Consider the following 22,421-nt stretch of genomic DNA (forward strand, 5'->3'; position numbering starts at 1 on the left):
CCTAATTCATCAGTTTTATAAAACAATCTTCAATGGTCGGTGTCACTTCTTTTATCTCTATATGCCCGTGTCCTTTGTCTTCAAGAAATTTCTTTATCTCAGCACCGTCGTAATGCGCCCTATCTTTAAAGGTTATATGGTGATATTCACCGAATGCGTTGCAACTGCTTATCTGTTCGCTGCTTCGCAGGTCCTGTAGTAGTTTGCTCATTTTATCCGCCTTGACGGCATACAACGTCTCCGGGTAATCAGCTATGATATTACCAGGTGTGTCTATCGACATGATATTGCCATCCTGTATCAGGGCTATACGCTCACAAAGGGTAGCCTCATCCATGTATGGGGTAGAAACCAATATGGTGATACCTTGTTCCTTCAGCCGTTTCAGCATCTCCCAGAACTCTTTTCTCGATACTGCATCCACACCCGTTGTAGGTTCGTCCAGGAACAGTACTTTGGGTTTGTGTATCAAAGCGCAGCACAACGCCAGTTTCTGTTTCATACCACCCGATAACTTTCCCGCCCGCCTGTCTTTGAAAGGCTCTATCTGTACATATATGTCTTTTACAAGGTCGTAGTTCTCTTTAATGGATGTATTAAATACCGTTGCGAAGAAATGCAGGTTCTCTTCTACGGTCAGATCCTGGTACAGCGAGAATTTCCCGGGCATATAACCTACGTTCTTGCGGATGGTCCTGTAATCATTCACTATGTCCAGCCCGTTCACGCTTGCAGTACCACTATCCGGCAGCAGCAGGGTGGTCAGCATACGGAAGATGCTGGTCTTGCCCGCACCGTCCGGTCCTATCAGCCCAAACAGTTCCCCTTTCTCTACGGAGAAGGATACGCTGTTCACCGCTTTTACGGTTCCCTTTTCGTAGGTCTTGGTAATGTTTTCGAGTACTACGTCTGTCATTACAGGAATTTTATTTCGCCGTACATACCAATTTTGTAACTGCCATCGTTCTTCACTTTTACTTTTATAGCATATACCATATTGGCACGCTCGTCTTTTGTCTGTATGGTTTTTGGCGTAAACTCTGCTTTGTCGTTGATCCAGGTTATTACACCTTCGGTCTCTTTAAATCCGCCATCACCATCATCTGTCATCACTTTTACCTTGTCGTTCAGTTTTACCTTCGGTAGCTGATTGCCTGTGATATAAGCCCTCAGGGTAATGCTCGACAGGTCTGCTATTTTGTACAGTGCCTTACCCACATTAGCCATTTCATTAACCTCTGCATATTTGGTCAGCACGGTTCCTTTTACCGGGTTGATGATCGTGCATTTACGCAACTGGTCGTTCAGTTGTTCTATCTGTACACGTATCGGAGTTACTTCTTTTGTAATACCTTCCGATGAGATATTAAGTGACGATTTTTGCGCGGCTATCTGTTTTTCCAGCACGCTGATGTTAGCATTGATATCGTCTAATTGTTTTTGGGTAGCGGCATCTCCTTTCACCAGGTTGGTGATACGTTTCTGCTCTCTTTCTGCCACACGCAACTGCTCCTGCAGCGATGCCAGTTGCACCGGCACATCCGGCCTTTTACTCAACAGCGCGTCTATCTGAGTTTCCAGTTGTTTTTTCTTCAGGTATATCTGTGTGCTGTCTATATAACCGACTACCTCATCGGCTTTCAGCGATTGCCCTTCCTCTAAGTCAAACTGTTGTATAGTGCCCATTGCTTCGGCAGAGATGATGGTCTCCTCCGCTTCAAACGAACCAGACGCGTCAAACTTGTTCTTGCCGCTGTTGCAGGCCGAAGCGAATAATATCGCCCCTGATATACTTGCTAATATGAATGTCTTGCGCATTATTATGATGTTTATTTTTATCTGAATTAATTACCTGAAGTTGTTTGTACGTTATACTGTGCCAGTAGTAGTTGTATCCTGTGTATCAGCAGGTTTTGCCTGGCTTTGTCTTCTGCATTCACAGCCGTGATATAATCATTGGATGTGGCTGTACCATATTCCAGTTGATTTTTGGTCGCATTTTTTACACTTTCCCTTAATGATATGATGTCGTTATCCGTATCTATCAGCTCCTGCGCTTTCTGCACTTCTGAGTTCTGTTGTTCCAGTGCCAGGTTGGTGTTAAACAGGAATACCTCTTTTTGCACGTCAACAGCTTTGCGGTTCAGGTCGATGATCTTCTTTTCTTTGCCCGCAGTATACAGACCCGACAGGCTCCAGTTCAACCTCAACCCGCCTATATAATAGGTTCTGAAATCGTTGTTCAGGAAGTTCAGTGCCGGTCTGCCCACGCCGCCTTGAATAAACAGGCTGAATCTCGGCAGGTTCTTAGCATTGATCAGTTTGTCCTGCACATTAAAGGCGTTCTTCTGCATGTCAAACAACCTCAGCTCCGGCCGGTTGATGCCCGCAGTATTAAGTTTTATATTAGGTGTTTCCAGCTTTATATCGTCTGCCAGTTCTGCATTAATGAACAGCCCTAACATTTTCAGGTAGGCTTTACGGTTGGCGTTCAGTTCTATAATGCGTTGATCTATATTAAGCAGTTCAGCTTTCAGGTTATCGCCGCTGCTTTTCAGGGCGGTGCCATTGGCAATGGCTGTATTGGCTTTTGCCAGTCCCGACTCAATATCTTTCTTCATCAGCCTGGTTTGTGCTATCTGCGCATCTATCAGCAGTATGCCGAAGTACAGGTTGTTGATACGCTCTTTCAGTTTATACAACTCCACCTCAGTTTTCTGTTGTTCTATCTTCGAGGTGGCATCAATAAACTCCTTCTGGCTTTTTTGCGTTACCAGTGTCGTCAACGGTTGGTCTACCTCGCCGTAAAGCTTGTATTGGTCTTTGCTCAGTGGAGTTATGTTTACCCCCGGCAATGATATGGGCAAAGATGTCACCTCCGATTGATACGTGGCCTGCCCGGCAATGTTGAACTGCGGCAGATATGCCTTGTTGGCATTGGCAATAGAGTAGTCCCGCGACCGGGCTATTAGTGCATATTGTTTTACCAGCGGATAGTTGGCATCTGCCATACTGTAACAACTGTCTATTGACAGGCTGCCTTCCCGGGCGAAGCTACTCATGCCTGTAAGTAGCGGTATTAGTAAAAATAATAGTTTCAGCGATCTCATTTTTGTCATCACATTTATTTTATTGCAAGCATTGTTTACGAATTAAGTATGGCCTTGATCCATACCGGTATCAGTTGCTTTCTTTCTATCATCATATGGTTGAACTGCTCTTGCGACAGGTTGCCCATATGCCTTACAATAGGACTGGCGATAAAGGGGAAAGCTACCAACCCCAGCAGGTTGATGATGAAGTAAACAGGTGGCACAGGCTTGCGGTTATTCTCTCGCATATAGTCTTCCAGTTGCCTGAACAGCGCTGCACCCGACATCATTTGTCTTATATTTAGTTGTGCCAACAATTCGTCAGGGTTGTTTCTCAACTCGCTCATAATAAAAACGGGTATGGTTGGTTCGTTTACCAACACGTCTATGTAACGGTCAACCATACGTTCAATTTTCTCTTCAAGAGTCGTTTCCTCATCGCGCACTACCGCCGCCATCGACTGGAAAAATGCCAGCAGCGTTTCCAGCATGATGATATTGAACAGCTTTTCCTTACTACGGAAATAATAGTTCAGCAATGCTACGTTGATACCTGCCTCTTCAGCAATATCCCTGGTCTTGGTTGCCGCAAACCCTTTACGGTAGAAAACAGCCCTCGCTGCATTCTTTATGCGGTTTTCCGTGTTGTTGTCCAATTGTTCCTTTGCCATATCGGGGTGTTATTAAGTGCAAAGAAATGCACGATTTTTGATTTAAACAAATATTTTAATCAAATGATTAAATATTTTGTTTAGCACAAAAAGCTTGTCAATGCTATAACTCATTGTCAGCTATTGGATTGCAAAGGGAATATTGCCGCAAAAAATATCTGAAAAAAAATTATCGGCTAGGTAGCTGCCGAACGGCGTATGCGTATATACCTGGCACAGTATATCATCAAAAAGGGTAGTAGTTGGTTGGCTTCTTTATCAAGGGTATTACCATGAACATCTATAGTATAGTTATAGTTCCATTTACGCCAGTTAAAACCGGATTCTATTTCGGCTATCTCGTGGCCATCCTCGTCATATATGGCAAAGGTCCTGCCCCAGAAACTCTTCTGCCTGAAAGTATAGCCCCGGTTCTCATTGGCAAAGCTGATATGCACCCTGCCGCCCAGCCTGGCTTTTATGCTTACGAATTCCACATCGTAGCGACTGATTGTGAACGTAGTTTGCCAGAACCCTTTGGGAGCCACTGCATAGTTCATACCTGCGGCTGTAGCTATACTGGCTTTATGCATCCACCACGAATTGATATCAAGCGTACCTACCGGGTCATCTTGTTCATTGAACACCTCAAAATGGTTATATCCACGGCTATTGACTGTATACTGCATATAATAAGTGTTCCCATAAAGTTAATCATTTATCCATTTGTCGGGTAGGGGGCCAAACTTCCCTCCTGTTCTTAGGAGAGCTTGTCCCGCCATAGCGGGAGGATGTTGGACGGTCCGCCTACGACGGATGTAGCCACCGGTCTAGTGGATAGGGAATGACTAAATCCTCCTTGCCCAAAACAAAACAACCACAACAACCATTATGTCAAAATGCGTCTCCCCTTTAGGGGGATAGGGGGATACCCGCACCGTTTCTTGCACAAACCACACCACGCGCGTCATTGCGCGGAGTGAGGAACGAACGACAAAGCAATCTCGCTACGCGCCCGACCATCCACTTGCACAAGACAAATTATCTTGTATTTTTATATTAAAATCTGCTTCTATGAATCTGACCGGCAAGATATTAACTTTATTATGCGGCATAGCACTCTTTGCCGCCTGTACCAAATCTGAAACCGATAAGGAGCCCGACCCTGCAAGCAGCAGCACAAGCACCGATAACCTCTCTGCCGTAGGCAAGCTACTGGTAGCTGGCAAATGGCAATTAACGGCCAGCACCGCCACCGCGCAATACAACGGTAAAGACACCACCGCCGACCTGTATGCCGATATGGACGACTGCGAAAAGGACGACTTTATCCAGTTCGCTGCCGATGGTACGGTAACAAGGGATGAGAATACCAACAAATGCACAGGCCACCCGCAAAGCGCCACCATGACCTGGAAACTCATGGACAATGATACCAGGATCGCTATATACGACAACAACCCCGATACTATGGGCCTGGAAGTGACAACCGCCCAAATGAAATTCACCCTGACACAGCCCAATAGCTCAAACGTGCCCGTTACCTACGTTGATATATATAAGAATATTAAGTAAGCGAATCTCACTCCTGTTATGGCGATAGAATAACGCCCATGGCGTTATGTATGTGGCCATCTCGCCCAAAACTGGAAAATACTTGCATTTACCAGTCACACGGGCTACTATCGAAGATTACGATGGAACTGGAAAAAGCCATGTCACAAATCATTATTTATCCTGTGCTTCCAATTTTTCAGTTCTTCAAAAAGGGCTGTTTTAATTTCATACATTAATTCGTCATTCGTCTTTTCTACTTGCCAGGATCTGTCCCTATTCAAAAGTTCATCAAAAGTGTCAAATAACCCATAAGCCTTTTCAAACCCGATACTATCATAGCAATACTGTTTACTTTCAGATAAAAAGTCATAACTGACAAAAGCGTTGTTACAAATTTCGCTTGTTCCGGTAATAACATCTTTTGTTCCATCAAATATTTCGTCCACAATTGCAAGTGCATATTCTATTGCTGCTTGTCTTTTATCGGGCAGTGTAATGCTTAGCTCTTCTAGTGTCAGTTTGAAATAATAGTCAATTTGAGAAGGTTCTTCATATTTACTTAGTCCTGCAAGAATACAAAGTGAAGGAGAATCCAACCCCTCTTCAAGCGCAATAATACCGGTGCAAGGAAGTTGGTCTGTAGTTACATTCCCGGTCACATATTTGGCTATATGCTGTCTGAAATTCATGTTATGCGTTGATGCAAATAAATATACATGATTTAATATTCCCTGCACTCGTTTAAGTTGTTAACTTAAATGACGAATAGTCAGCAGGTTTGTAACCGGCAGCATTTGTTCCTCAGCTATATCAATGTACAGTCAGACCCTCCCTCCCTCGCTGTCCTGAGTTTGCAACTCAGGACTTTCCATCACATTGGTCTATGCATCCCGCTTAGACTTGTCAGTAAACAAGCTGACAAAATACACCACTCCCCACTACCAAACAACGGGAAAAACACCCTGTTTTTCCTTGCTTCCTTTGTTTACATTTGCCTTGTTCAGCTTACGCGAACATTCGTAAACAATTTATTCATCACTTTAAAAACATCCGCCATGGAATTCAACCAGAAGCTGGAACAGTTGGGCAAACAGCCCGACATCATCCTCATTATTACTGACGAACAAACTACGCCTACGGAAAATTATCCGCCGGGTTGGGAAGCACAAAACCTGGAGACGCTTACATTCCTCAAACAGAATGGCTTCAGTTTCAACAAGGCTTTTTGCAATACATGTATGTGTTCGCCGAGCCGCGCTACTTTGTTTACAGGCACCTATCCTGCTATTCACAACGTGAGCCAGACGCTGACGGAGGGCGGCCCTTTATCACCTGCCGAGCCGACACTGGACAACACATTGCCCAATATTATGAACACCCTTTGGGCCAGTGGTTACGATGTGCAATACAGGGGCAAATGGCACATGAGTAAAGGTGCAGCGGCCAACGGTGCCAATACCAATTACGATCAGCTTACTGCCGCCGACATAGCACTATATGGTGCAATGGGGTGGGAGGCTCCTGATGCGGGCGAAGATGTTAACCCGCTCAACTTTGGTGGAGGGTATGCCAACCACGATGCCAAATATGTGGCACAAGGTGTTAAATACCTGAAGCAGGTAAAGGCGCGCAGGGCTGCGGGCGATAATACACCTTACTGCCTTATTGTTTCGTTGGTTAACCCGCACGACGTACTGGCTTACCCCAATACTGCAGGTTTATACGGCTACAAGCCCGACACCTGGCTGGGGCGTGATATTGCTTTGCCAGCAACGGTGAATGAGCAACTGTTGAAAAGTAAAAAACCGCTGGCACAGGAACTGATACTGCTGGGCATGAATGTATTGTTAGGACCTTTGCCTGACGAAACATCTATGCTGAACTATGTCAACTTTTACGCCTACCTGCAAACTATGGTTGACAAGGAAATAGGCCACCTGGTAAAAGAACTGTATGCTGAAGCGGATGGAACAAGGCTGGCTGATAAGGCTATTGTTATCCAGACATCCGACCATGGTGAAATGGGGCTGGCGCATGGCGGACTCAGGCAAAAAACATTTGTTGCATACGAAGAGGCCATCAAAGTACCGATGGTGATATCTAACCCGGTGTTGTTTGACAATGGCCCTGTGGGTTCAGACGCTCTGGCGACACTGGTAGATATTATGCCTACATTGATGGAACTGGCAAATGTAGCCGAGCCGCCAACCAACCTTGCGGGTACCAGCCTGCTGCCCATCATTACAGAGGGCAGGCCTGTTCAGGACAGTATCCTGTTCACGTTCGATGATACCAAGGCGGGTTCTAACAACAAATGGTCAGCCGTAAACGCGGCCAACCGCATCCGTTGTATCAGGACGGAGAACTGGAAGTTTGATTACTATTTCGACGCGATGGGCACTTATGCCAACCAGTATGAGCTATACGACCTGGCCAACGACCCGCTGGAGACCACCAACCTTGCCTATGACAAAAGCTACAAAACACAGCGCGACGAACTGGAACAACAGCTAAAACAACTGGAAATAACCAAACTACTGAAGAGGTTACCATAATAATTAAACAGCCGCCCGTGAGGCGGCTGTTTTTTTCGATAAAAACTTGACCAATACAACCCGTCATCAAAAAAATACTGGTTATTGCGACGCTGGAAGCAATCTGTACAGCTGATTGTTGTTCCTTCACTCTCGTCATGGCGAGGAAGTAACGCCCGTGGCGTTATGAACGTGGCCATCTCGTCCAAGCGTTGTTTATTCACTAGGACTCTCTATAGGCTAAGAATCCGTAAACTCCCCTCCTGTTCCTGGGAGGGGATGTTGGGCGTTCCGCCTTTGGCGGATGTAGCCCAACCGGGGTGGTTGACTCGCGGGAATAAATATTGTTATTTTAAATAAAATTACGTATATTTGACATGGTTAAATATAGTCACCAATGCTGCCCACACCACCAAATACCTTATTCAAGCATACACAAGCCCCGCTCAAAGCGGGGCTTTTTTGTAAGGGTTACGCTCTGTTGCAAAACAGGTTTTACTTAACAATACTTAACAGTTTTTTAGTAACGCATTGCCAATCAACCTTTTGTAAAGGTGCATTATTACTTTTGGTTAAACCTGTATATGTTGTCAGCGACGATTTACTTAACAGTTTCGCCGCATTTTGCACCAAGGTTATCTGCGTTTTTTCAGTTAGTTTTGCGCCGCTTATGTTGGTTTCATTACAGAATATCTCATTTTACTTCGGTTCCAGGCCTATATTGGAAAATGCCAGTTGGCAGGTAGATACAGGCCAGCGCATTGGCCTTGTGGGCAGCAATGGTGCGGGCAAGTCTACTTTGCTGCGCATCATCACCGGTGCTTATACCATTGATAGTGGTACTATCAACAAGCCCAAAGATGTGACTATTGGCTTCTTTAACCAGGATCTCCTGAGTTTCTCTACTGAGAATTCTATTCTTTCGGTAGGTATGCAGGCCTTCGAGCGTGCGCACGAGGTGGAGATAGAAATGAACAAGGTGCTGAAGGAGTTGGAGACAAAGCCGGACGATGAGGTATTGTTGGATAAATACAGTCACCTGCTGCACGATTTTGAGGTTGCGGGAGGCTATGAAATGGAACATAAAGCTGCGGAGGTACTGGAAGGACTGGGTTTTAGTACTACCGACCTGCAAAGGCCCTACAACCAGTTCAGCGGTGGCTGGAGGATGCGTGTGCTGCTGGCCAAAATGATGCTGCAGGCACCCGACCTGCTGCTGCTCGATGAGCCGACCAACCACCTTGACCTCCCGTCAATAGAATGGCTGGAGCGCTACCTGCAGGGATACCCCGGTAGTGTTATCATCGTTTCGCACGACAGGTACTTCCTGGACAGGATGGTGAACCGCATAGTAGAGGTATGGCAGCAGAGCCTGCACCTGTACACGGGCAACTACTCATTCTACCAGAAGGAGAAGGTAGAGCGTATGGAGCTGCAGCAACGGGCTTATGAGAACCAGAAGGATTATATCCGTCAGCAGGAACGTTTTATCGAGCGTTTCAAAGCAAAAGCATCAAAGGCGGCACAGGCTCAGAGTGCTATGAAGCGCCTGGACAAGCTGGATAAGATAGAAGCTCCCGATGCCTCTATTCCTACCATGAACATCAACTTTGACGTAAAAACACAGCCGGGCAAGATAATCTGCACGCTGAAAGATATATCCAAGAAGTTCGGAGAGCAAACCATCTTCGATCATGCCAATGCCGAGATCAACCGTGGCGATAAGATAGCCCTGATAGGCGCCAACGGTAAGGGTAAGTCTACCTTGCTCAGGATTATTGCCGATCGCGAGACCTTTGACGGTGAACGCAAATGGGGGCACAATGTAGAGGAGAGTTTCTACGCTCAGCACCAGCTGGAAGCGCTGAATATAGAACACGAGATACTGGAAGAGATGAGCCTGGCAGGTACGGGCAAGAACGAACTGGAGCTAAGGCAATTGTTAGGTTGCTTCCTGTTCAGCGGCGATGATGTCTTCAAGAAGATAAAGGTACTATCCGGAGGTGAAAAGGCGAGGGTAGCGCTGGCCAAGACCATTGCGATGAAAGGTAACTTCCTGATGCTGGATGAACCGACCAACCACCTGGATATGCAGAGTGTGGAAATGCTTATTGAGGCATTGAACAAATACCAGGGTACATTCATCCTTGTTTCGCACGACAGGTATTTTATCAGTAAAACAGCTAATAAGATATGGGTCATCGAAGACGGTATGGTACGCGAATTTGATGGTACTTATGATGAGTGGACGGTATACGAGGAGGAGAGGGCACGCCGCAAGACAGCCAAACCTGCTCCGGAACCGGTAGTTGAAAAGAAACCGGAACCTAAAAAGCAGACCCCTGTGCAAAATTCAGAACTGAAAAAGCTGCAAAAGGAGTTTCAGAATAAACAACGCACCTTCCAGAAACTGGAAGAGCAGATCAATAAGCTGAACGAAGAAAAGGTGAAACTGGAAGCCCAACTGGCCGACCCTGAGTTCTATGCGGATAAAGACAAGTTCATGAAGGTAGATGAGGCCTACCGCAACCTGAATACCCAACTGGAAACCTTGACCAGGGGCTACGACAAAGCTTTTGAAGAGATGCTGGAGTATGAAGAAAAGCTGGGTTAACCCCGGATTAAAAATTAACAGAAAGGTAATAGGGGTTGACATCAGTAAGCAGGTTTTTTAACTTTATAAAAATTTGCCTTATGAAAAACATATTACTCTTTTGTTCGATTCTGTTTTGTTCGCAGGCGCTCTTTGCTCAGAATGCTACTTATCGGTATGAGTTTAATAATAAACTCGATGAGATATATTACAAGGCCCCGGCCCTCGCTCCGCAATGTACCGGAGCTTATAGCTGGGATGCATTGAATATAGGTATCTCACACAACGTATATAATTTTGATAAAGGTTGTGGTCTTGTATTCATTGATTCTGCCGGGTTCCTGGCTTCCGGTTCCTATACTATAGAGCTGTATTTCAAGCTGGATTCAATAAAGGGGTATAAGAAGATCATAGACTTTGACAGCATGCATAAAGACCCGGGGATGTACAACCAGAACGGAAAGCTGGTGATGTACAGTAAATTCACCTCTACGGACAGCTTTTTTGCGAATGGTAAATACCAATATGTGGCAGTTACCCGCAATGCAGGTTCTAAGAATGTCACACTGTATTATAACGACACGCTTGCGGGGTCGCTCAACGATAACTCCGATCAGTATGTAATGGATTCCAATAAGGTGCTCATATTCTTCCGCGACGACAATGGAACCAACAATGAACAGACAAGTGGTGCGGTGGCTATGATACACATATCCAATTATGAAATGGATGCCTCTACGCTGAACAGTCATTATACGAATCTGGCTTCAACGTTGTCTGTAAATAAAGTGCAGGAGTCAGCGGATAAAATACAGGTCTATCCCAATCCGGCAGGGAATGTGGTACATGTCGTATCAGTACAACCTTGCAGTTACATATTGTATGATGTAACCGGAAGGGCTATCAAAACAGGTAGTATCAGCACCGGGGATAATACGGTTGATATACATCAGTCTCCGGCCGGGTTATATATGCTCAGGTTGACAGATAGTGATTACGGCACTAAGGTGTTCCGGGTACTGAAGCAATAATGGATGTAACTAATTCACTGGCAGGCTGGTATAAGATACGGTTTTATTGTACTTTTATCAGCCTGTATTAATTATTACTCACCAATAATAGTAAGCATATGCCTTCATTTGATATAGCAAGTAAAGTAGATCTGCAAACTTTGGATAACGCTATAAACGTAGCCCAAAAGGAGATATCCACCCGTTACGATTTTAAGGGTTCGCATATCGACGTTGAATTGAATAAGAAAGATATGGTCATCAACCTGGAGGTAGAAAATGAGATGCAACTTGGTCAGGTTGAGGATATAATCATCACCAAGGCTATGCGCCAGGGGTTGGAAGCAAACAGTTTCGACAGATCGAAAACTCATGCGGCTTCCGGCAAATACATCCGCAAGACCGTACCTGTGAAAAATGGCATCGACCGCGATATGGCTAAAAAGATAGTGAAACTGATAAAAGACAGCGGCTCAAAAGTTCAGCCTGCCATACAGGATGATACCATCAGGGTTACAGGTAAAAAGATAGATGACTTACAGGATGTAATACAGATGCTACGCGGCGCTAACCTGGATATTCCATTGCAGTTCGTGAATATGAAGTAGGTTAAAACCTGCTATTGTTCTCAACGAGCTTAGGTTGTACTTTGTCTTTGTCTGAGACAATTGCATCTGCAAGATCTATTTTCCAGTCTATATTCAGTTCAGGGTCTGCATAATATACTCCGCCCTCATCTTCCTTGCTGTAAAAGTCGTCACATTTGTAGAAGACTTCTGCTGTGGGTGTCAATACCGAGTAGCCATGTGCAAATCCTCTAGGCACCAGGAATTGCCTTTTATTTTCAGCAGATAATTCAATACCATACCAACGTCCGTAAGTATCGCTGTCTTTGCGCAGGTCTACGACCACATCCCATATTGCACCTTCCAGCGCGCGTATCAGTTTTGTCTGTGCGTGTGGTGCATTCTGGTAATGCAGCCCGCGCAGTACATTGATAGTAGATCTTGCCTGGTTGTCCTGAACAAAATTGATATCCAGTCCTGTAGCTTGTTTGAAAGTGTTACTGTTAAAGCTTTCAAAGAAATATCCCCTGTCGTCATTGAACACCCTGGGTTCAATGATCAGCAGTCCTTTTATGGGAGTCTCAATAACGTTCATTAGTTGCGCAGTTGTTCTACTATTTCAATAAAGTTGGTAGTAATAAAGTTCAATTCTTCTTCCGTCAGTTCTGTATGTATCGGCAGCGAAATTACACATTCCTGCAACATATCTGTTACTGGTAATACATAGTCTGCTCCGCCAAACTCCTTTAGCATGTTTTGCTTATGGCAGGGCACAGGGTAATATATCATTGATGGGATATTACGTTCTGCCAGGGCAGTGTGTACAGCATCCCTGCTTACATTGTTCAGTTTCAAAGTGTACTGGTGAAACACGTGATGACTGTAAGGAGCCCTGAATGGGGTCGTTATATTCTCATGCCCCGCAAAAGCATTATCATAGTAGTCAGCAGCGGCGCGGCGGGCATCGCAGTACTCATCCAGCTTAGGTAGTTTTATCCTTAACACGGCAGCCTGTATGCTGTCCAGTCGACTGTTGCAACCTACCATTTCGTGGTAGTAGCGAACTTTCTGGCCGTGGTTAGCTATCATTTGCAGCTTTTCAGCCAGGGTGTCATCATTGGTGAACATGGCACCACCGTCACCATAGCAACCCAGGTTTTTTGATGGGAAGAAAGATGTACAGCCTATTGTACCCATGCTGCCTGTTTTAACAGTTTGGCCATCAGAAAAGGTATAATTGCCGCCAATAGCCTGCGCAGTATCTTCTATTACAGGGATGTTATGTTCAGATGCCAGTGCCAGCAACGGCTCCATATGTGCCGTCTGTCCATAAAGGTGAACCGGAACGATAGCCCTGGTAGCAGGAGTTATGGCATTTTTTACTGATTCCAGGTTCATAGTGAATGTGTCGGCATCTACGTCCACGAAAACGGGCTTAAGTCTTAATAGCGCCATTACCTCTACAGTAGCTATATATGTGAAGGATGGGGTGATCACTTCATCTCCGGGTTTAAGGCCCAATGCCATTAATGCGATCTGTAAGGCATCTGTACCATTTGCGCATGGAATAACATGTTTTACCCCCAGGTATTCAGCCAGTTCTCCTGCAAACAGTTTTACGTCAGCGCCACCGATAAAGGCAGTATTGTCTATTACATTTTGCATGGCAGCATCTACTTGCGGCTTTATCTTCTCGTATTGACGCTTCAGGTCAACCATCTGCAGTTTATGCATAATCAGTTTTTAACGGTTGCAAACCTACACCTTAGGATTTATTCGTCAAAATATTACTATATAGTTTATGTCGTTTTTATGACCGTTGTAACAATGTTCTACCATGCATTTGCATTATCTTCACCAATTCAAAGTATATACATGACATGCACAGGTTGTTGATCGTAATATTTGTATTGTCGGGTTTGCACGCCATGGGCCAGGATGGGCTGTTTGGTACCGTGAAGAAGGAGGCTCGCAAAGGCTTTATTATTGGAGTGAACGGTGATATTGATTTTCCAGGTGCTGATATGGCCAAACGCTACGGAACCAGTTATAGGGTAGGCGGGCAGGTTTTATACAAAACCAAGTCTAATTGGGTTATTGGTCCGAAGTATGACTACATGTTTGGCACCAACCTCAGGATAGATTCCCTGATGATCAATATTATGGATCAATATGGATCATTTATCAGCAGTACTGGCGAGCGAACAGGTGTTACAATATATGAACGGGGGTATATGGTCGGGTTGCAGGGAGGAAGGATATTTAATATAGACAAACACAATAGTGATAATGGCATCATGTTGCTCACTACGTTGGGTTTCATGGAACATAAGGTATTGATACGTGACAGGGATGATATTATCGTACCATTGAAGGGCGACTATAAAAAAGGGTATGACCGGCTTACAAACGGGTGGATGCTGGAACAGTATATAGGTTATACTTATTTTGCGAATAACAATTTGCTGAACTTTCATATCGGGTTGAATGTGGCAGCAGGGTTTACAAAAGGGCGCAGGGATTTTTTATATGATGTTAGAAGAACTGATAATGCAGCCCGTGTTGACCTGCTATTTGGTATCAGGGCCGGATGGTATATCCCGATTTTCAAACGTAAGTCTGAGGAGTTCTTTTTTGAATAATTATGTCTGTTGTAATATACTGGTTAGCAATACGTATGTATGCTTTAGGGGTAAGAGTGGCATCGCTGTTCAATCCTAAAGCCAGGATATTTATACGTGGACGCAGGGATCTGTTGCGTGACATCCGCTACAGCCTGTTTGAGGAAGAACGCCCCAGGATATGGATACATTGCGCTTCGTTGGGGGAATTTGAACAGGGGAGACCACTTATCGAGAAATTACGCGTAAAGTACCCTACACATGCTATTGTGCTTACTTTTTTTTCGCCATCAGGATATGAGGTAAGGAAGGCATACCCGGGGGCTGATTATGTATTCTATCTACCTTTAGACAGCATGTATAATGCACATCATTTTGTCAAGACAGTTAATCCTTCCCTGGCGCTGTTTGTAAAATATGAACTCTGGTATTTTTACCTGATGCGCCTTGAGGAGATGGATATACCTGTATTATTGGTGTCGGCAATTTTCAGGAAAAGCCAACCTTACTTTCAGTGGTATGGTAATCTGCACAGAAAAATGCTGAAGGTATTCACTCATATCTTTGTACAGGATGCAGTTTCCGTGCAAATGTTGCAGGAGATAGGAGTAAAAGATGTCAGTATTGGTGGCGATACCCGTTTTGATAGGGTTGCAGATGCCGTTAGTCATACCTATGACCTTGATGACATGGTAGAATTTTGCAAAGACCATAAAGTAATTGTTGCAGGTAGTACATGGAAGGAAGACGAAGTACTCCTGAAGGAGGTATTTGATAAGCTACCTTCTAAATGGAAATTAGTTGTTGTGCCACACGAAACCAATATCGCTCATATGAAAGACCTTATGGAACTGCACGAAGGAGATGCGGTATTGTGGTCAAGATTCAAAATTGATTATTACGATCAGAAAGTATTGCTCATAGACAGCATAGGGCTATTGCTGAGGTTGTATCAATTTGCAGATATTGCATATGTAGGCGGAGGTTTTAATAAAAGCGGTATACATAACCTTCTGGAGCCGGCGGTATACGGTAAACCTGTGTTCCACGGACCTGTTTACCATAAATTTAAAGAGGCAAACGATCTTTTACAGATGGGGGCTTCTGTAGTTGTAAGTAAACCAGATACGATGCTGAACAATATTCTGCAATGGGAAACAGACAGGATAGGTTATAATGCCGCATGTATCGCGGCTAAGAAATATGTAAGGAGCAACACCGGGGCAACCCATAAGATACTTAATTACATAGAGGGAAAGAACTTACTCAGAAGTTCATAAAAAGAAACAGTTGTTTCGTTCTCCGGGTCCCATTTATACTTTTTTGCCAGTTCTTTATTCACCCACTCAATGGCCTGGTTTGAACGGGTGAATGTATTAATTGTTTTAATGGCGTCATCGTAAGCCGACCTGTCGTCGGCAAAGAGTTCAGTTATGAACAGGTATTTGTCGTTGATGCCTATCATCGTACGAATGTCAAAAGCAGGTACCTCTGCATACTGCATTGTATCATCAATCTTTGGCTCCGTACCTGGTGTCGTTTGTGATGAAGGTGCAGAAGGTTCTTCTGTTTTCGGTAAAGGAATATTGGGTTGAATAGCAGGAGTTGTCTTTTTTATCTCCAGCAGATCGGCATAAAGCACCCGGGTATAGTCCAGCATCAGGTCAATATCAATAGCACTGAGATTATTTCCCTGTTCGGATAGCTCCTTTAGCTTTTGCAGCAATATAGGTATTCGTTGTTGCATAAACTGTGACTGTCTGTCAAAAAAGTAGCAGGTCTGTGAATAATAATCCACAGACCCGGTTATTTATTATTTATCATTGTCTTTATTTTTGGCCATACGGTCCCTTACTTTTTTTATACCAAGGCCTGCTCCCGCCACAGCCAGGAAACTTAATCCTCCGTCAAGAGGGATATCATTGTCATTTTGGTCGTCATCATCATCACCCCAATGATGCTCATCGTCTCCTCGGTCGTCATCGTCTCCGTTGTACCAGTTGTGCACATCCTTGTCAAAACCAGGTCCGCCTGCGTATACATTTTTTATTCCTGTCAGCAACATAATAGCTACCAACAACAGCAACATTTGATCAATACGTTTCATATTCTGAATAGTATTTGGTTTCAAAAAATTATTGTTGTTTCACCAACTTTTCTGTTAACCTTATTCCTTTTGCGTTTAATGCAACTATATAAATTCCGTTGTTAAGTTCAGCAACAGGCACTATCAGTTTTCCTGAAACAGTATTTACCTGCTGTTTGAATACTACTTTTCCTGTGATGTCTGTTATACTTATTGTCCCAGTGCCGTCAATTCCTGCAAATGATACACTGACAGCATTGGTTGCAGGGTTGGGTGATAATTGCAGTTTAGCGGTCTGAAGCGTGTTAATATCATGTATGCCAGTAAACGTATCCACCATATTGATAGAGAACCTGTCATCACCAAAACTGCCCGGCTTGGTCATGTCAACGCTAAAAGTATATTGATAACCTTCACTCAAAAGTTCAGTTTTATTAGTGTATTTATCGTGCAGGTATAAAACAGTATTTTTAGGTACACGATACCTTGGTACTTTAATAGATAAATTCATATCCTCATAAGCAGCCAGCCCTAGTGGTATGGTTTTGCCATCTTCAAATGGTCTCACATCAATAGATATCCTGGTAGAGTCATCCATTAATGTATAGAAATCAAGATCGGGGTTGTAGAACTTGATCATGTCAGAGTCATCCTGCCTAGCATTGGCAGAAGAATCAAAAGCAATGATCAACCTGTCCCAGAAGATGTTACTGCTTTCTATATTCATTTCTACCGTATAACCCTGGGGCGTCTCTTCTATCGGGTCTGCAGTAGTTTTAAACAATGCATCTGGCGAACTGCTTACCTTATCAGACTCCTGGAAATAGAAAGTGCCAGAACTGCCACTTGTAACCTCAGCCACAAATGCACCACATGCAGGTAGAATATAGCTGGAAGAGAACTGGTAGGAGGTATATCCACCAAAAGTACCCTGGTGTGGATCCCATACACAGAAGTTGGATCCTATATTGTTAGACCTGCTCACGTTTGAAAGATCTACCTGGCTGGGGTAGGGATTGCCACAAATAACAAACTCAGAGTTGTTCCCTTTTGATAGTGTTATTGTTTTGTCTCCCTGGTTCACCGGGCCCGTCATGTCCAGTGTTACAGCATTAGGTGTGTAAGAACCTTGTGTTAGTCCCTGGCCTTTAGAACCTCTCATCATAATTCGTGCCATCATATAGGGTGCCCAGCTATTGGTATATGCAGATGTGAAATCTTTCCATCCGGGGTTATTGCCAGCCGTACTTGTGTCTGCCGTTGTTACATCAAACCAGAATGCAGAGGGTGAGTTAACCTGTACTTGCGTAAAGCCATTTGATGTGCCTCCCTGTCCTGTAATGTCAATATCATCTGTTAGCTGAGATAAGGGTATTGAAGAACTGAAAGGGTGCGCCATGAAGCGGTATGCCCTTTGACCTCCCGGTATATATCGTTCAATAACAACATTGCCACTGATATAACTACCACTTGAACTGCCGTTTTTTATCTGGGCTGTATTGCTGCTTGTACTTCTTAATATAAACTTGCCATTTGTGGTTAAAGTACCACTGCTCGGATAGTAGATGTCAGTAACCGCAACAGAATCGTTTAATGTACATCCTGAGCTATTGTACAACCTGAATTCATCGAACTCCAATGTGCTTGTTGAAGATATGGTCTGTGCTGAAGATCCCCTCATTTCAATTCTTCCGGACGGGACATTGAAAGTGCCGCTGTTTGCGATGTCGCCATATACCCTCAGTTTCGCAGTACTGTAGTTTAAGGTAAATGATGCACCACTTTGTACCGTTATATCAGCACAATAGATTGTGGTAGAGGTATTGACATTCGGATATCTGCTTTTGCCGGAAGGTATCAACACATCGTCGCCGGATGTTGGAACGGCATTTGTAGACCAGTTAGATGATGTATTCCAGTCTGTACTGGTTGAGCCTGTCCATGTAATACCGCCGAAATTGCTGCCTGAACCTGAATACTTCATTACTGTAGCTTTTTGGCTGACTGCATTGTCTTTATAGCCTACATACAATATGCCATTATCATCAATAGCAAGCGAAGTATAGTCTACTGTATTTGAAGTAAAACCTGCAGAGCCGACATTGGTCCAGCTACCATTATCATATTTCATAACAGATGCCTTCTGGTTGTTGTTATTATCCCTATATGCAACGTAAGGGATATTAGTATTCTGGTCAATGGCAAGGTCGGGTGTGCCAACACCATTAGGCGTAAAACCTGCTGAACCTACACTGCTCCAGGAACTGTTGTTATATTTTCTTACTGTGATCTTGCTGCTATTATTCCAGTCAATATAGGAAATATATGGAACGTCATTGGCATCTGAGGCGATGGTGACATCAGAGCAACCACTGCTGGATATTGTTCCTGTTGAAGCCCAACCATTACTTGTCCACTCCACCATTCTCGGGTTGTTATTGTTATCCCTGTATGCCATGTATCCATAGCCAGAAGGAGTGACAACTAAAGAAGTATAAGAAACGGACGTAGAGGTAAACCCGGCTCCTCCCAGGTAATACCAGTTACCATTGTAATAATATAAAATACTTGCTTTGCCACTTTGGTTATTGTCCTTAAAAGCAATGTACACTTTGCCAGTTTGCGGTGAAACAGAAGCAGAAATGTAATCAGCGGAACTACTGCTGACACCCGTACCTAATGTACTCCAACTGCTACCATTGTACATTTTAACACTCAACTTACCATTCGACCCCCAGTCTTTATAGGCTACGTAGATATAATTGTTATTCTGGTCGATAGCCATGGATATATAATCGACTGAGCTGCCGGAAATTGCGGTGCCTATACTACTCCAGCTACTACCGGTCCATTTTCTGACACTCAATTTGTCGCCATTGGCGTTGTCTTTAAATGCTATGTACGGAACATCATACTTGTCAATAGCCATTTCTGTATTGTTGGCTACAGAACTTGTAAAGCCTGCTGTGCCTACAATAGACCATTGCGATATGGTGGGATTAATTATGGCAAATGATGCCAGCAGGACAAGGATGAATTTATAGAGATTGTTCATTTGCGTATTGTTGTTTAACTGATTGATTATCTATTCTTTATATTTAAATTTGGGCATGTATTTCAAAATTATACTGCACGTAAATGGTCGTAGTTCATTTTGTTAATGGTTAACAACTCATTAACATGAACCAACATACTATTTCCTCGCCGGAGACAGCTGTTATTTACATATCCAATAAACACGGGAGGTATTTTTTAGCATCTGTATATAGCTGAAATTGTTGCTATATAACTATTCTTCCTCTTGTATGTATGCTATAAAATGTAATCCTCTCAACCCTTGCAACAAATATACAGTGCTGCATACTCATATGAGAATTTGCTAAATTGTAAAATATCCACATTTTGTGGATTTTGTGTGGATTACTTATCTTCCTTTTTGAGCAATAAGGGACAACATATAAATGAGTATAAGCGGCAAGGGGCTTGAAAACAGGTAGCGCACCGTTGTTACCCAATCCAGGAACTCTGCACCCATAAGTGAGGTCATGTTCTTTAGCAGGCCAATGATGAGGATGAAGCATATTACCGCACTGTAAGACCAGACCCAGATCTTTTTCAACCATTGCATCGGGTGTTTATTCCAGGCCCAATAACCTATCGGGAAAACAGCAACAAGTATGACCAGGTGTCCGGCCTGTCTGATATATGGTGCTATCTCGCGAACAGCATAACCTTCTCCGAAGAACTGGTAATCTATATAGCAGATAAGCGTGATTAGCACCAGCGCTATTCTGAATTTATTTCTTTGTTCCATCGCTTTTCGGTTTTTTTATGTACAATACCCACCCGAAAAAGACCACCAGGTAAATGGCTATCTTGAATACATAATGGTGCGCAAACTCTGTCATGGAATGGCTTTGATTGTACATTACTGCCAACAACGCTGCGCGTATGATATTCAGTACGTAGATAATGATCGTGCCTGCTATGCCAAACGTCAACATCCTTTTCGTTTTTGTCGGCAGGCATATGATAAAGCCAAGATAGAGTGCTATAAGCTCCAGGCCATTGCATTGGCGGGCAATGCTTACCGCCTTTTCTCCATTCAGCATGATATAGCTTCTGTAGGGCACAACATCGTTATAGAATAGAGACAGTAATTTAACTGCACCATATTGCACCGCTACAGTCAATTGGTGGTCGGGGAAGCCTAGTGGCCTAAGTACAAAATTGTAACCAAGTTCCCAGATGATGACCGCTATTGTTGCCCTTAAGAGAAATGGCCTGACACTGGCAGGGATTGCGTCCTTTATCTTATCGAATATGCCCATGGTGTACAAAGCTAATAATGTTTACTTATAATCAGTCAATATCCATTTATGATGTGTAAATGGCAGCCATGGCTCTGCAGCGAGGTCTACGGATGAATCTACAAGAAGCCTTTGTGGCCGGCCGTTCAATGAGCAAAGCACTTTTGCTTTTACTGTAACATCATAACCTCTATTAGCATATTCTTTTTCCAGGTACTGTGCGAACTGCCATATGAAATCCGGTCGAGTAGCTACATTACGGCTCTGGTATTTCAGCACTACATCCTGTGGTTGTATTACCCAGGAAGAATCCGAATGTTTGTCTCTGACCATGAATATTGCGCTACCGCGTTTGCTACGCAGCATCATGCGCCAGGACATGCGGTGCCCTTCTTCTGTAAACACAACATCTCCCTTATACAGGTGATGCCTGAGCGGCGTGAGTATCTGCCAGGCGATGAACAGGCAGAGGCCCCATGTTATCCATGTTTGTTTTTTTAAACTGAAGGCAGGGTAGGAGAATGAGTTCTTTATTATGCCCACTGTATTGTCGAATGTAGCGCCTGGGAAGAAGAACACATTCAGGCTCATAGCCAGGTAGGGGAATACGCCTATGCCAAATACTATCTTATTGAACTGGTGGAATATGAGCATTGCAATTACAGCCAGTACACGTGTTCGTTTCCAGAGTAGTGCAGGCACTATCAGCAGGTCGAACAGGATGCCGCTGTAGGCAATGAAGTACATGAACGATTCACTACTGAACAGAAAGCCCAGCCTCGGATCGGAGGCTCTTTTTTTGAACCATATTTTCATAGGCATGGCATGTAGCCAGTCAGGGTACCATTTGGCAATGGACGCGTAGGTATATACAATAGCTATCTGTATGATGAATATTGACAAGCACCAGCGCGCGCATTGGTTGGTGCCTTTTACCCACCCGAACATGACATCCAGCGAAGCCCTGCGCCCGGCAGGTACTATCACCATCAGCCAGCATATGAGCACCATCAGGTAATAGTGGTTGTTGTAGTGTCCTTTTTGGGAGAAGTATATCACGGTCCACATGAGGGCGAGAACAACTGAGCTATAACGATAGAACAGTCCCAGTATGACCATGGCAGATACCAGACACGCTACTACATAGTAGATATACATACCCGGGCCTTGTAATGCCTGCAGGAACTCGAAACCGATGAAGGTAAACCGGAAAGGAGCCCTGACAAAAACTTCTGTTACCCAACCGGAGTTCAGGGCTACCGCAAACTCCATGAACATGATACACCCGAAGAGTATACGGAAAACGATGAGCGGGCTATTGTTTACCTGAGTAAACCAATAGTTACGAAGTTTTGATATGGCTCCTGTTTGTGGCATGTGATAAGGCTAAGATATTATTTCA

At 44.0% G+C, this 22,421-nt stretch carries 21 protein-coding genes; 7 read left to right on the plus strand and 14 right to left on the minus strand.

Annotated features, from left to right (window positions below; genetic code table 11):
- Position 1 precedes the first annotated feature (1 nt).
- The 5 genes from H6550_07980 to H6550_08000 form a co-directional block, all read right to left on the minus strand.
- Positions 2–916 carry an ABC transporter ATP-binding protein gene (locus H6550_07980; GenBank protein MCB9046064.1) on the minus strand — a complete coding sequence of 305 codons (915 nt, stop codon included), beginning with the start codon at positions 914–916 and terminating at the stop codon, positions 2–4.
- Positions 916–1,818, minus strand: a complete 903-nt coding sequence (locus H6550_07985) for an efflux RND transporter periplasmic adaptor subunit (protein MCB9046065.1) — start codon at positions 1,816–1,818, stop codon at positions 916–918. The genes H6550_07980 and H6550_07985 overlap by 1 nt, the downstream gene beginning before the upstream one ends.
- Before the next feature lie 26 nt (positions 1,819–1,844).
- Positions 1,845–3,119 (minus strand): TolC family protein, encoded by a 1,275-nt coding sequence (locus H6550_07990; protein MCB9046066.1) that lies wholly within the window; start codon positions 3,117–3,119, stop codon positions 1,845–1,847.
- 26 nt (positions 3,120–3,145) lie between these two features.
- Complete coding sequence (locus tag H6550_07995) at positions 3,146–3,763, minus strand: TetR/AcrR family transcriptional regulator (protein ID MCB9046067.1); 618 nt, start codon at positions 3,761–3,763, stop codon at positions 3,146–3,148.
- Between the two features lie 176 nt (positions 3,764–3,939).
- The gene (locus H6550_08000; protein ID MCB9046068.1) at positions 3,940–4,431 is read right to left on the minus strand and encodes a hypothetical protein; all 492 of its coding nucleotides are present in this window, start codon (positions 4,429–4,431) and stop codon (positions 3,940–3,942) included.
- Between the two features lie 385 nt (positions 4,432–4,816).
- Between H6550_08000 and H6550_08005 the strand changes: the two genes are divergently transcribed.
- Positions 4,817–5,317: a lipocalin family protein gene (locus H6550_08005; GenBank protein MCB9046069.1), complete on the plus strand. Its 501-nt coding sequence runs from the start codon at positions 4,817–4,819 to the stop codon at positions 5,315–5,317.
- Between the two features lie 143 nt (positions 5,318–5,460).
- Here H6550_08005 and H6550_08010 read toward each other — a convergent pair whose 3' ends face one another.
- Positions 5,461–5,988, minus strand: coding sequence for a hypothetical protein (locus H6550_08010; protein ID MCB9046070.1), 528 nt, complete (start codon positions 5,986–5,988; stop codon positions 5,461–5,463).
- A 366-nt stretch (positions 5,989–6,354) separates the two neighbouring features.
- On the opposite strand from H6550_08010, the gene H6550_08015 reads away from it, so the two are divergent.
- The 4 genes from H6550_08015 to H6550_08030 all read left to right on the plus strand — a co-directional run bounded on the left by H6550_08015 (position 6,355) and on the right by H6550_08030 (position 12,044).
- Positions 6,355–7,854 carry a sulfatase-like hydrolase/transferase gene (locus H6550_08015; protein ID MCB9046071.1) on the plus strand — a complete coding sequence of 500 codons (1,500 nt, stop codon included), beginning with the start codon at positions 6,355–6,357 and terminating at the stop codon, positions 7,852–7,854.
- A 649-nt stretch (positions 7,855–8,503) separates the two neighbouring features.
- On the plus strand, positions 8,504–10,447 hold the full coding sequence (locus H6550_08020) for an ABC-F family ATP-binding cassette domain-containing protein (GenBank protein MCB9046072.1): 1,944 nt from the start codon (positions 8,504–8,506) through the stop codon (positions 10,445–10,447).
- 80 nt (positions 10,448–10,527) lie between these two features.
- Positions 10,528–11,457, plus strand: coding sequence for a T9SS type A sorting domain-containing protein (locus tag H6550_08025; GenBank protein ID MCB9046073.1), 930 nt, complete (start codon positions 10,528–10,530; stop codon positions 11,455–11,457).
- 98 nt (positions 11,458–11,555) lie between these two features.
- Positions 11,556–12,044, plus strand: a complete 489-nt coding sequence (locus tag H6550_08030) for a YajQ family cyclic di-GMP-binding protein (GenBank protein MCB9046074.1) — start codon at positions 11,556–11,558, stop codon at positions 12,042–12,044.
- A 1-nt stretch (position 12,045) separates the two neighbouring features.
- Here H6550_08030 and rfbC read toward each other — a convergent pair whose 3' ends face one another.
- Positions 12,046–12,597, minus strand: a complete 552-nt coding sequence (gene rfbC / locus H6550_08035; protein MCB9046075.1) for a dTDP-4-dehydrorhamnose 3,5-epimerase — start codon at positions 12,595–12,597, stop codon at positions 12,046–12,048.
- The gene (locus H6550_08040) at positions 12,597–13,721 is read right to left on the minus strand and encodes a DegT/DnrJ/EryC1/StrS family aminotransferase (GenBank protein MCB9046076.1); all 1,125 of its coding nucleotides are present in this window, start codon (positions 13,719–13,721) and stop codon (positions 12,597–12,599) included. Before H6550_08040 ends, rfbC begins: the two co-directional genes overlap by 1 nt.
- A gap of 161 nt (positions 13,722–13,882) precedes the next feature.
- On the opposite strand from H6550_08040, the gene H6550_08045 reads away from it, so the two are divergent.
- Both H6550_08045 and H6550_08050 read left to right on the plus strand, forming a co-directional pair.
- Positions 13,883–14,644, plus strand: a complete 762-nt coding sequence (locus H6550_08045; GenBank protein MCB9046077.1) for a hypothetical protein — start codon at positions 13,883–13,885, stop codon at positions 14,642–14,644.
- Between the two features lie 2 nt (positions 14,645–14,646).
- Entirely contained in the window at positions 14,647–15,903 is a 1,257-nt protein-coding gene (locus H6550_08050) for a 3-deoxy-D-manno-octulosonic acid transferase (GenBank protein MCB9046078.1), read from the plus strand.
- Here H6550_08050 and H6550_08055 read toward each other — a convergent pair.
- From H6550_08055 to H6550_08080, 6 genes are all read right to left on the minus strand, one after another.
- On the minus strand, positions 15,867–16,370 hold the full coding sequence (locus tag H6550_08055; GenBank protein ID MCB9046079.1) for a hypothetical protein: 504 nt from the start codon (positions 16,368–16,370) through the stop codon (positions 15,867–15,869). The genes H6550_08050 and H6550_08055 overlap by 37 nt on opposite strands.
- A gap of 66 nt (positions 16,371–16,436) precedes the next feature.
- On the minus strand, positions 16,437–16,730 hold the full coding sequence (locus H6550_08060; protein ID MCB9046080.1) for a hypothetical protein: 294 nt from the start codon (positions 16,728–16,730) through the stop codon (positions 16,437–16,439).
- Between the two features lie 28 nt (positions 16,731–16,758).
- A complete protein-coding gene (locus tag H6550_08065; GenBank protein MCB9046081.1) occupies positions 16,759–19,764 on the minus strand; it encodes a T9SS type A sorting domain-containing protein in 3,006 nt (1,001 codons plus the stop codon).
- A gap of 369 nt (positions 19,765–20,133) precedes the next feature.
- A complete protein-coding gene (locus H6550_08070; GenBank protein ID MCB9046082.1) occupies positions 20,134–20,523 on the minus strand; it encodes a hypothetical protein in 390 nt (129 codons plus the stop codon).
- Positions 20,507–21,040 carry an archaeosortase/exosortase family protein gene (locus tag H6550_08075; GenBank protein ID MCB9046083.1) on the minus strand — a complete coding sequence of 178 codons (534 nt, stop codon included), beginning with the start codon at positions 21,038–21,040 and terminating at the stop codon, positions 20,507–20,509. The genes H6550_08070 and H6550_08075 overlap by 17 nt, the downstream gene beginning before the upstream one ends.
- A 21-nt stretch (positions 21,041–21,061) precedes the next feature.
- Positions 21,062–22,396, minus strand: coding sequence for an HTTM domain-containing protein (locus H6550_08080; protein MCB9046084.1), 1,335 nt, complete (start codon positions 22,394–22,396; stop codon positions 21,062–21,064).
- Positions 22,397–22,421 lie beyond the last annotated feature (25 nt).

The sequence above is a fragment of the Chitinophagales bacterium genome, assembly GCA_020636495.1.
GTDB lineage: Bacteria > Bacteroidota > Bacteroidia > Chitinophagales > Chitinophagaceae > UBA5543.

Excerpts from the sequence above, each read along its gene's own strand:
- H6550_07980 (MCB9046064.1), bottom strand. The coding sequence starts at position 916 with ATGACAGACGTAGTACTCGAAAACATTACCAAGACCTACGAAAAGGGA.
- H6550_07985 (MCB9046065.1), bottom strand. The coding sequence starts at position 1,818 with ATGCGCAAGACATTCATATTAGCAAGTATATCAGGGGCGATATTATTC.
- H6550_07990 (MCB9046066.1), bottom strand. The coding sequence starts at position 3,119 with ATGACAAAAATGAGATCGCTGAAACTATTATTTTTACTAATACCGCTA.
- H6550_07995 (MCB9046067.1), bottom strand. The coding sequence starts at position 3,763 with ATGGCAAAGGAACAATTGGACAACAACACGGAAAACCGCATAAAGAAT.
- H6550_08000 (MCB9046068.1), bottom strand. The coding sequence starts at position 4,431 with ATGCAGTATACAGTCAATAGCCGTGGATATAACCATTTTGAGGTGTTC.
- H6550_08005 (MCB9046069.1), top strand. The coding sequence starts at position 4,817 with ATGAATCTGACCGGCAAGATATTAACTTTATTATGCGGCATAGCACTC.
- H6550_08010 (MCB9046070.1), bottom strand. The coding sequence starts at position 5,988 with ATGAATTTCAGACAGCATATAGCCAAATATGTGACCGGGAATGTAACT.
- H6550_08015 (MCB9046071.1), top strand. The coding sequence starts at position 6,355 with ATGGAATTCAACCAGAAGCTGGAACAGTTGGGCAAACAGCCCGACATC.
- H6550_08020 (MCB9046072.1), top strand. The coding sequence starts at position 8,504 with ATGTTGGTTTCATTACAGAATATCTCATTTTACTTCGGTTCCAGGCCT.
- H6550_08025 (MCB9046073.1), top strand. The coding sequence starts at position 10,528 with ATGAAAAACATATTACTCTTTTGTTCGATTCTGTTTTGTTCGCAGGCG.
- H6550_08030 (MCB9046074.1), top strand. The coding sequence starts at position 11,556 with ATGCCTTCATTTGATATAGCAAGTAAAGTAGATCTGCAAACTTTGGAT.
- rfbC (MCB9046075.1), bottom strand. The coding sequence starts at position 12,597 with ATGAACGTTATTGAGACTCCCATAAAAGGACTGCTGATCATTGAACCC.
- H6550_08040 (MCB9046076.1), bottom strand. The coding sequence starts at position 13,721 with ATGGTTGACCTGAAGCGTCAATACGAGAAGATAAAGCCGCAAGTAGAT.
- H6550_08045 (MCB9046077.1), top strand. The coding sequence starts at position 13,883 with ATGCACAGGTTGTTGATCGTAATATTTGTATTGTCGGGTTTGCACGCC.
- H6550_08050 (MCB9046078.1), top strand. The coding sequence starts at position 14,647 with ATGTCTGTTGTAATATACTGGTTAGCAATACGTATGTATGCTTTAGGG.
- H6550_08055 (MCB9046079.1), bottom strand. The coding sequence starts at position 16,370 with ATGCAACAACGAATACCTATATTGCTGCAAAAGCTAAAGGAGCTATCC.
- H6550_08060 (MCB9046080.1), bottom strand. The coding sequence starts at position 16,730 with ATGAAACGTATTGATCAAATGTTGCTGTTGTTGGTAGCTATTATGTTG.
- H6550_08065 (MCB9046081.1), bottom strand. The coding sequence starts at position 19,764 with ATGAACAATCTCTATAAATTCATCCTTGTCCTGCTGGCATCATTTGCC.
- H6550_08070 (MCB9046082.1), bottom strand. The coding sequence starts at position 20,523 with ATGGAACAAAGAAATAAATTCAGAATAGCGCTGGTGCTAATCACGCTT.
- H6550_08075 (MCB9046083.1), bottom strand. The coding sequence starts at position 21,040 with ATGGGCATATTCGATAAGATAAAGGACGCAATCCCTGCCAGTGTCAGG.
- H6550_08080 (MCB9046084.1), bottom strand. The coding sequence starts at position 22,396 with ATGCCACAAACAGGAGCCATATCAAAACTTCGTAACTATTGGTTTACT.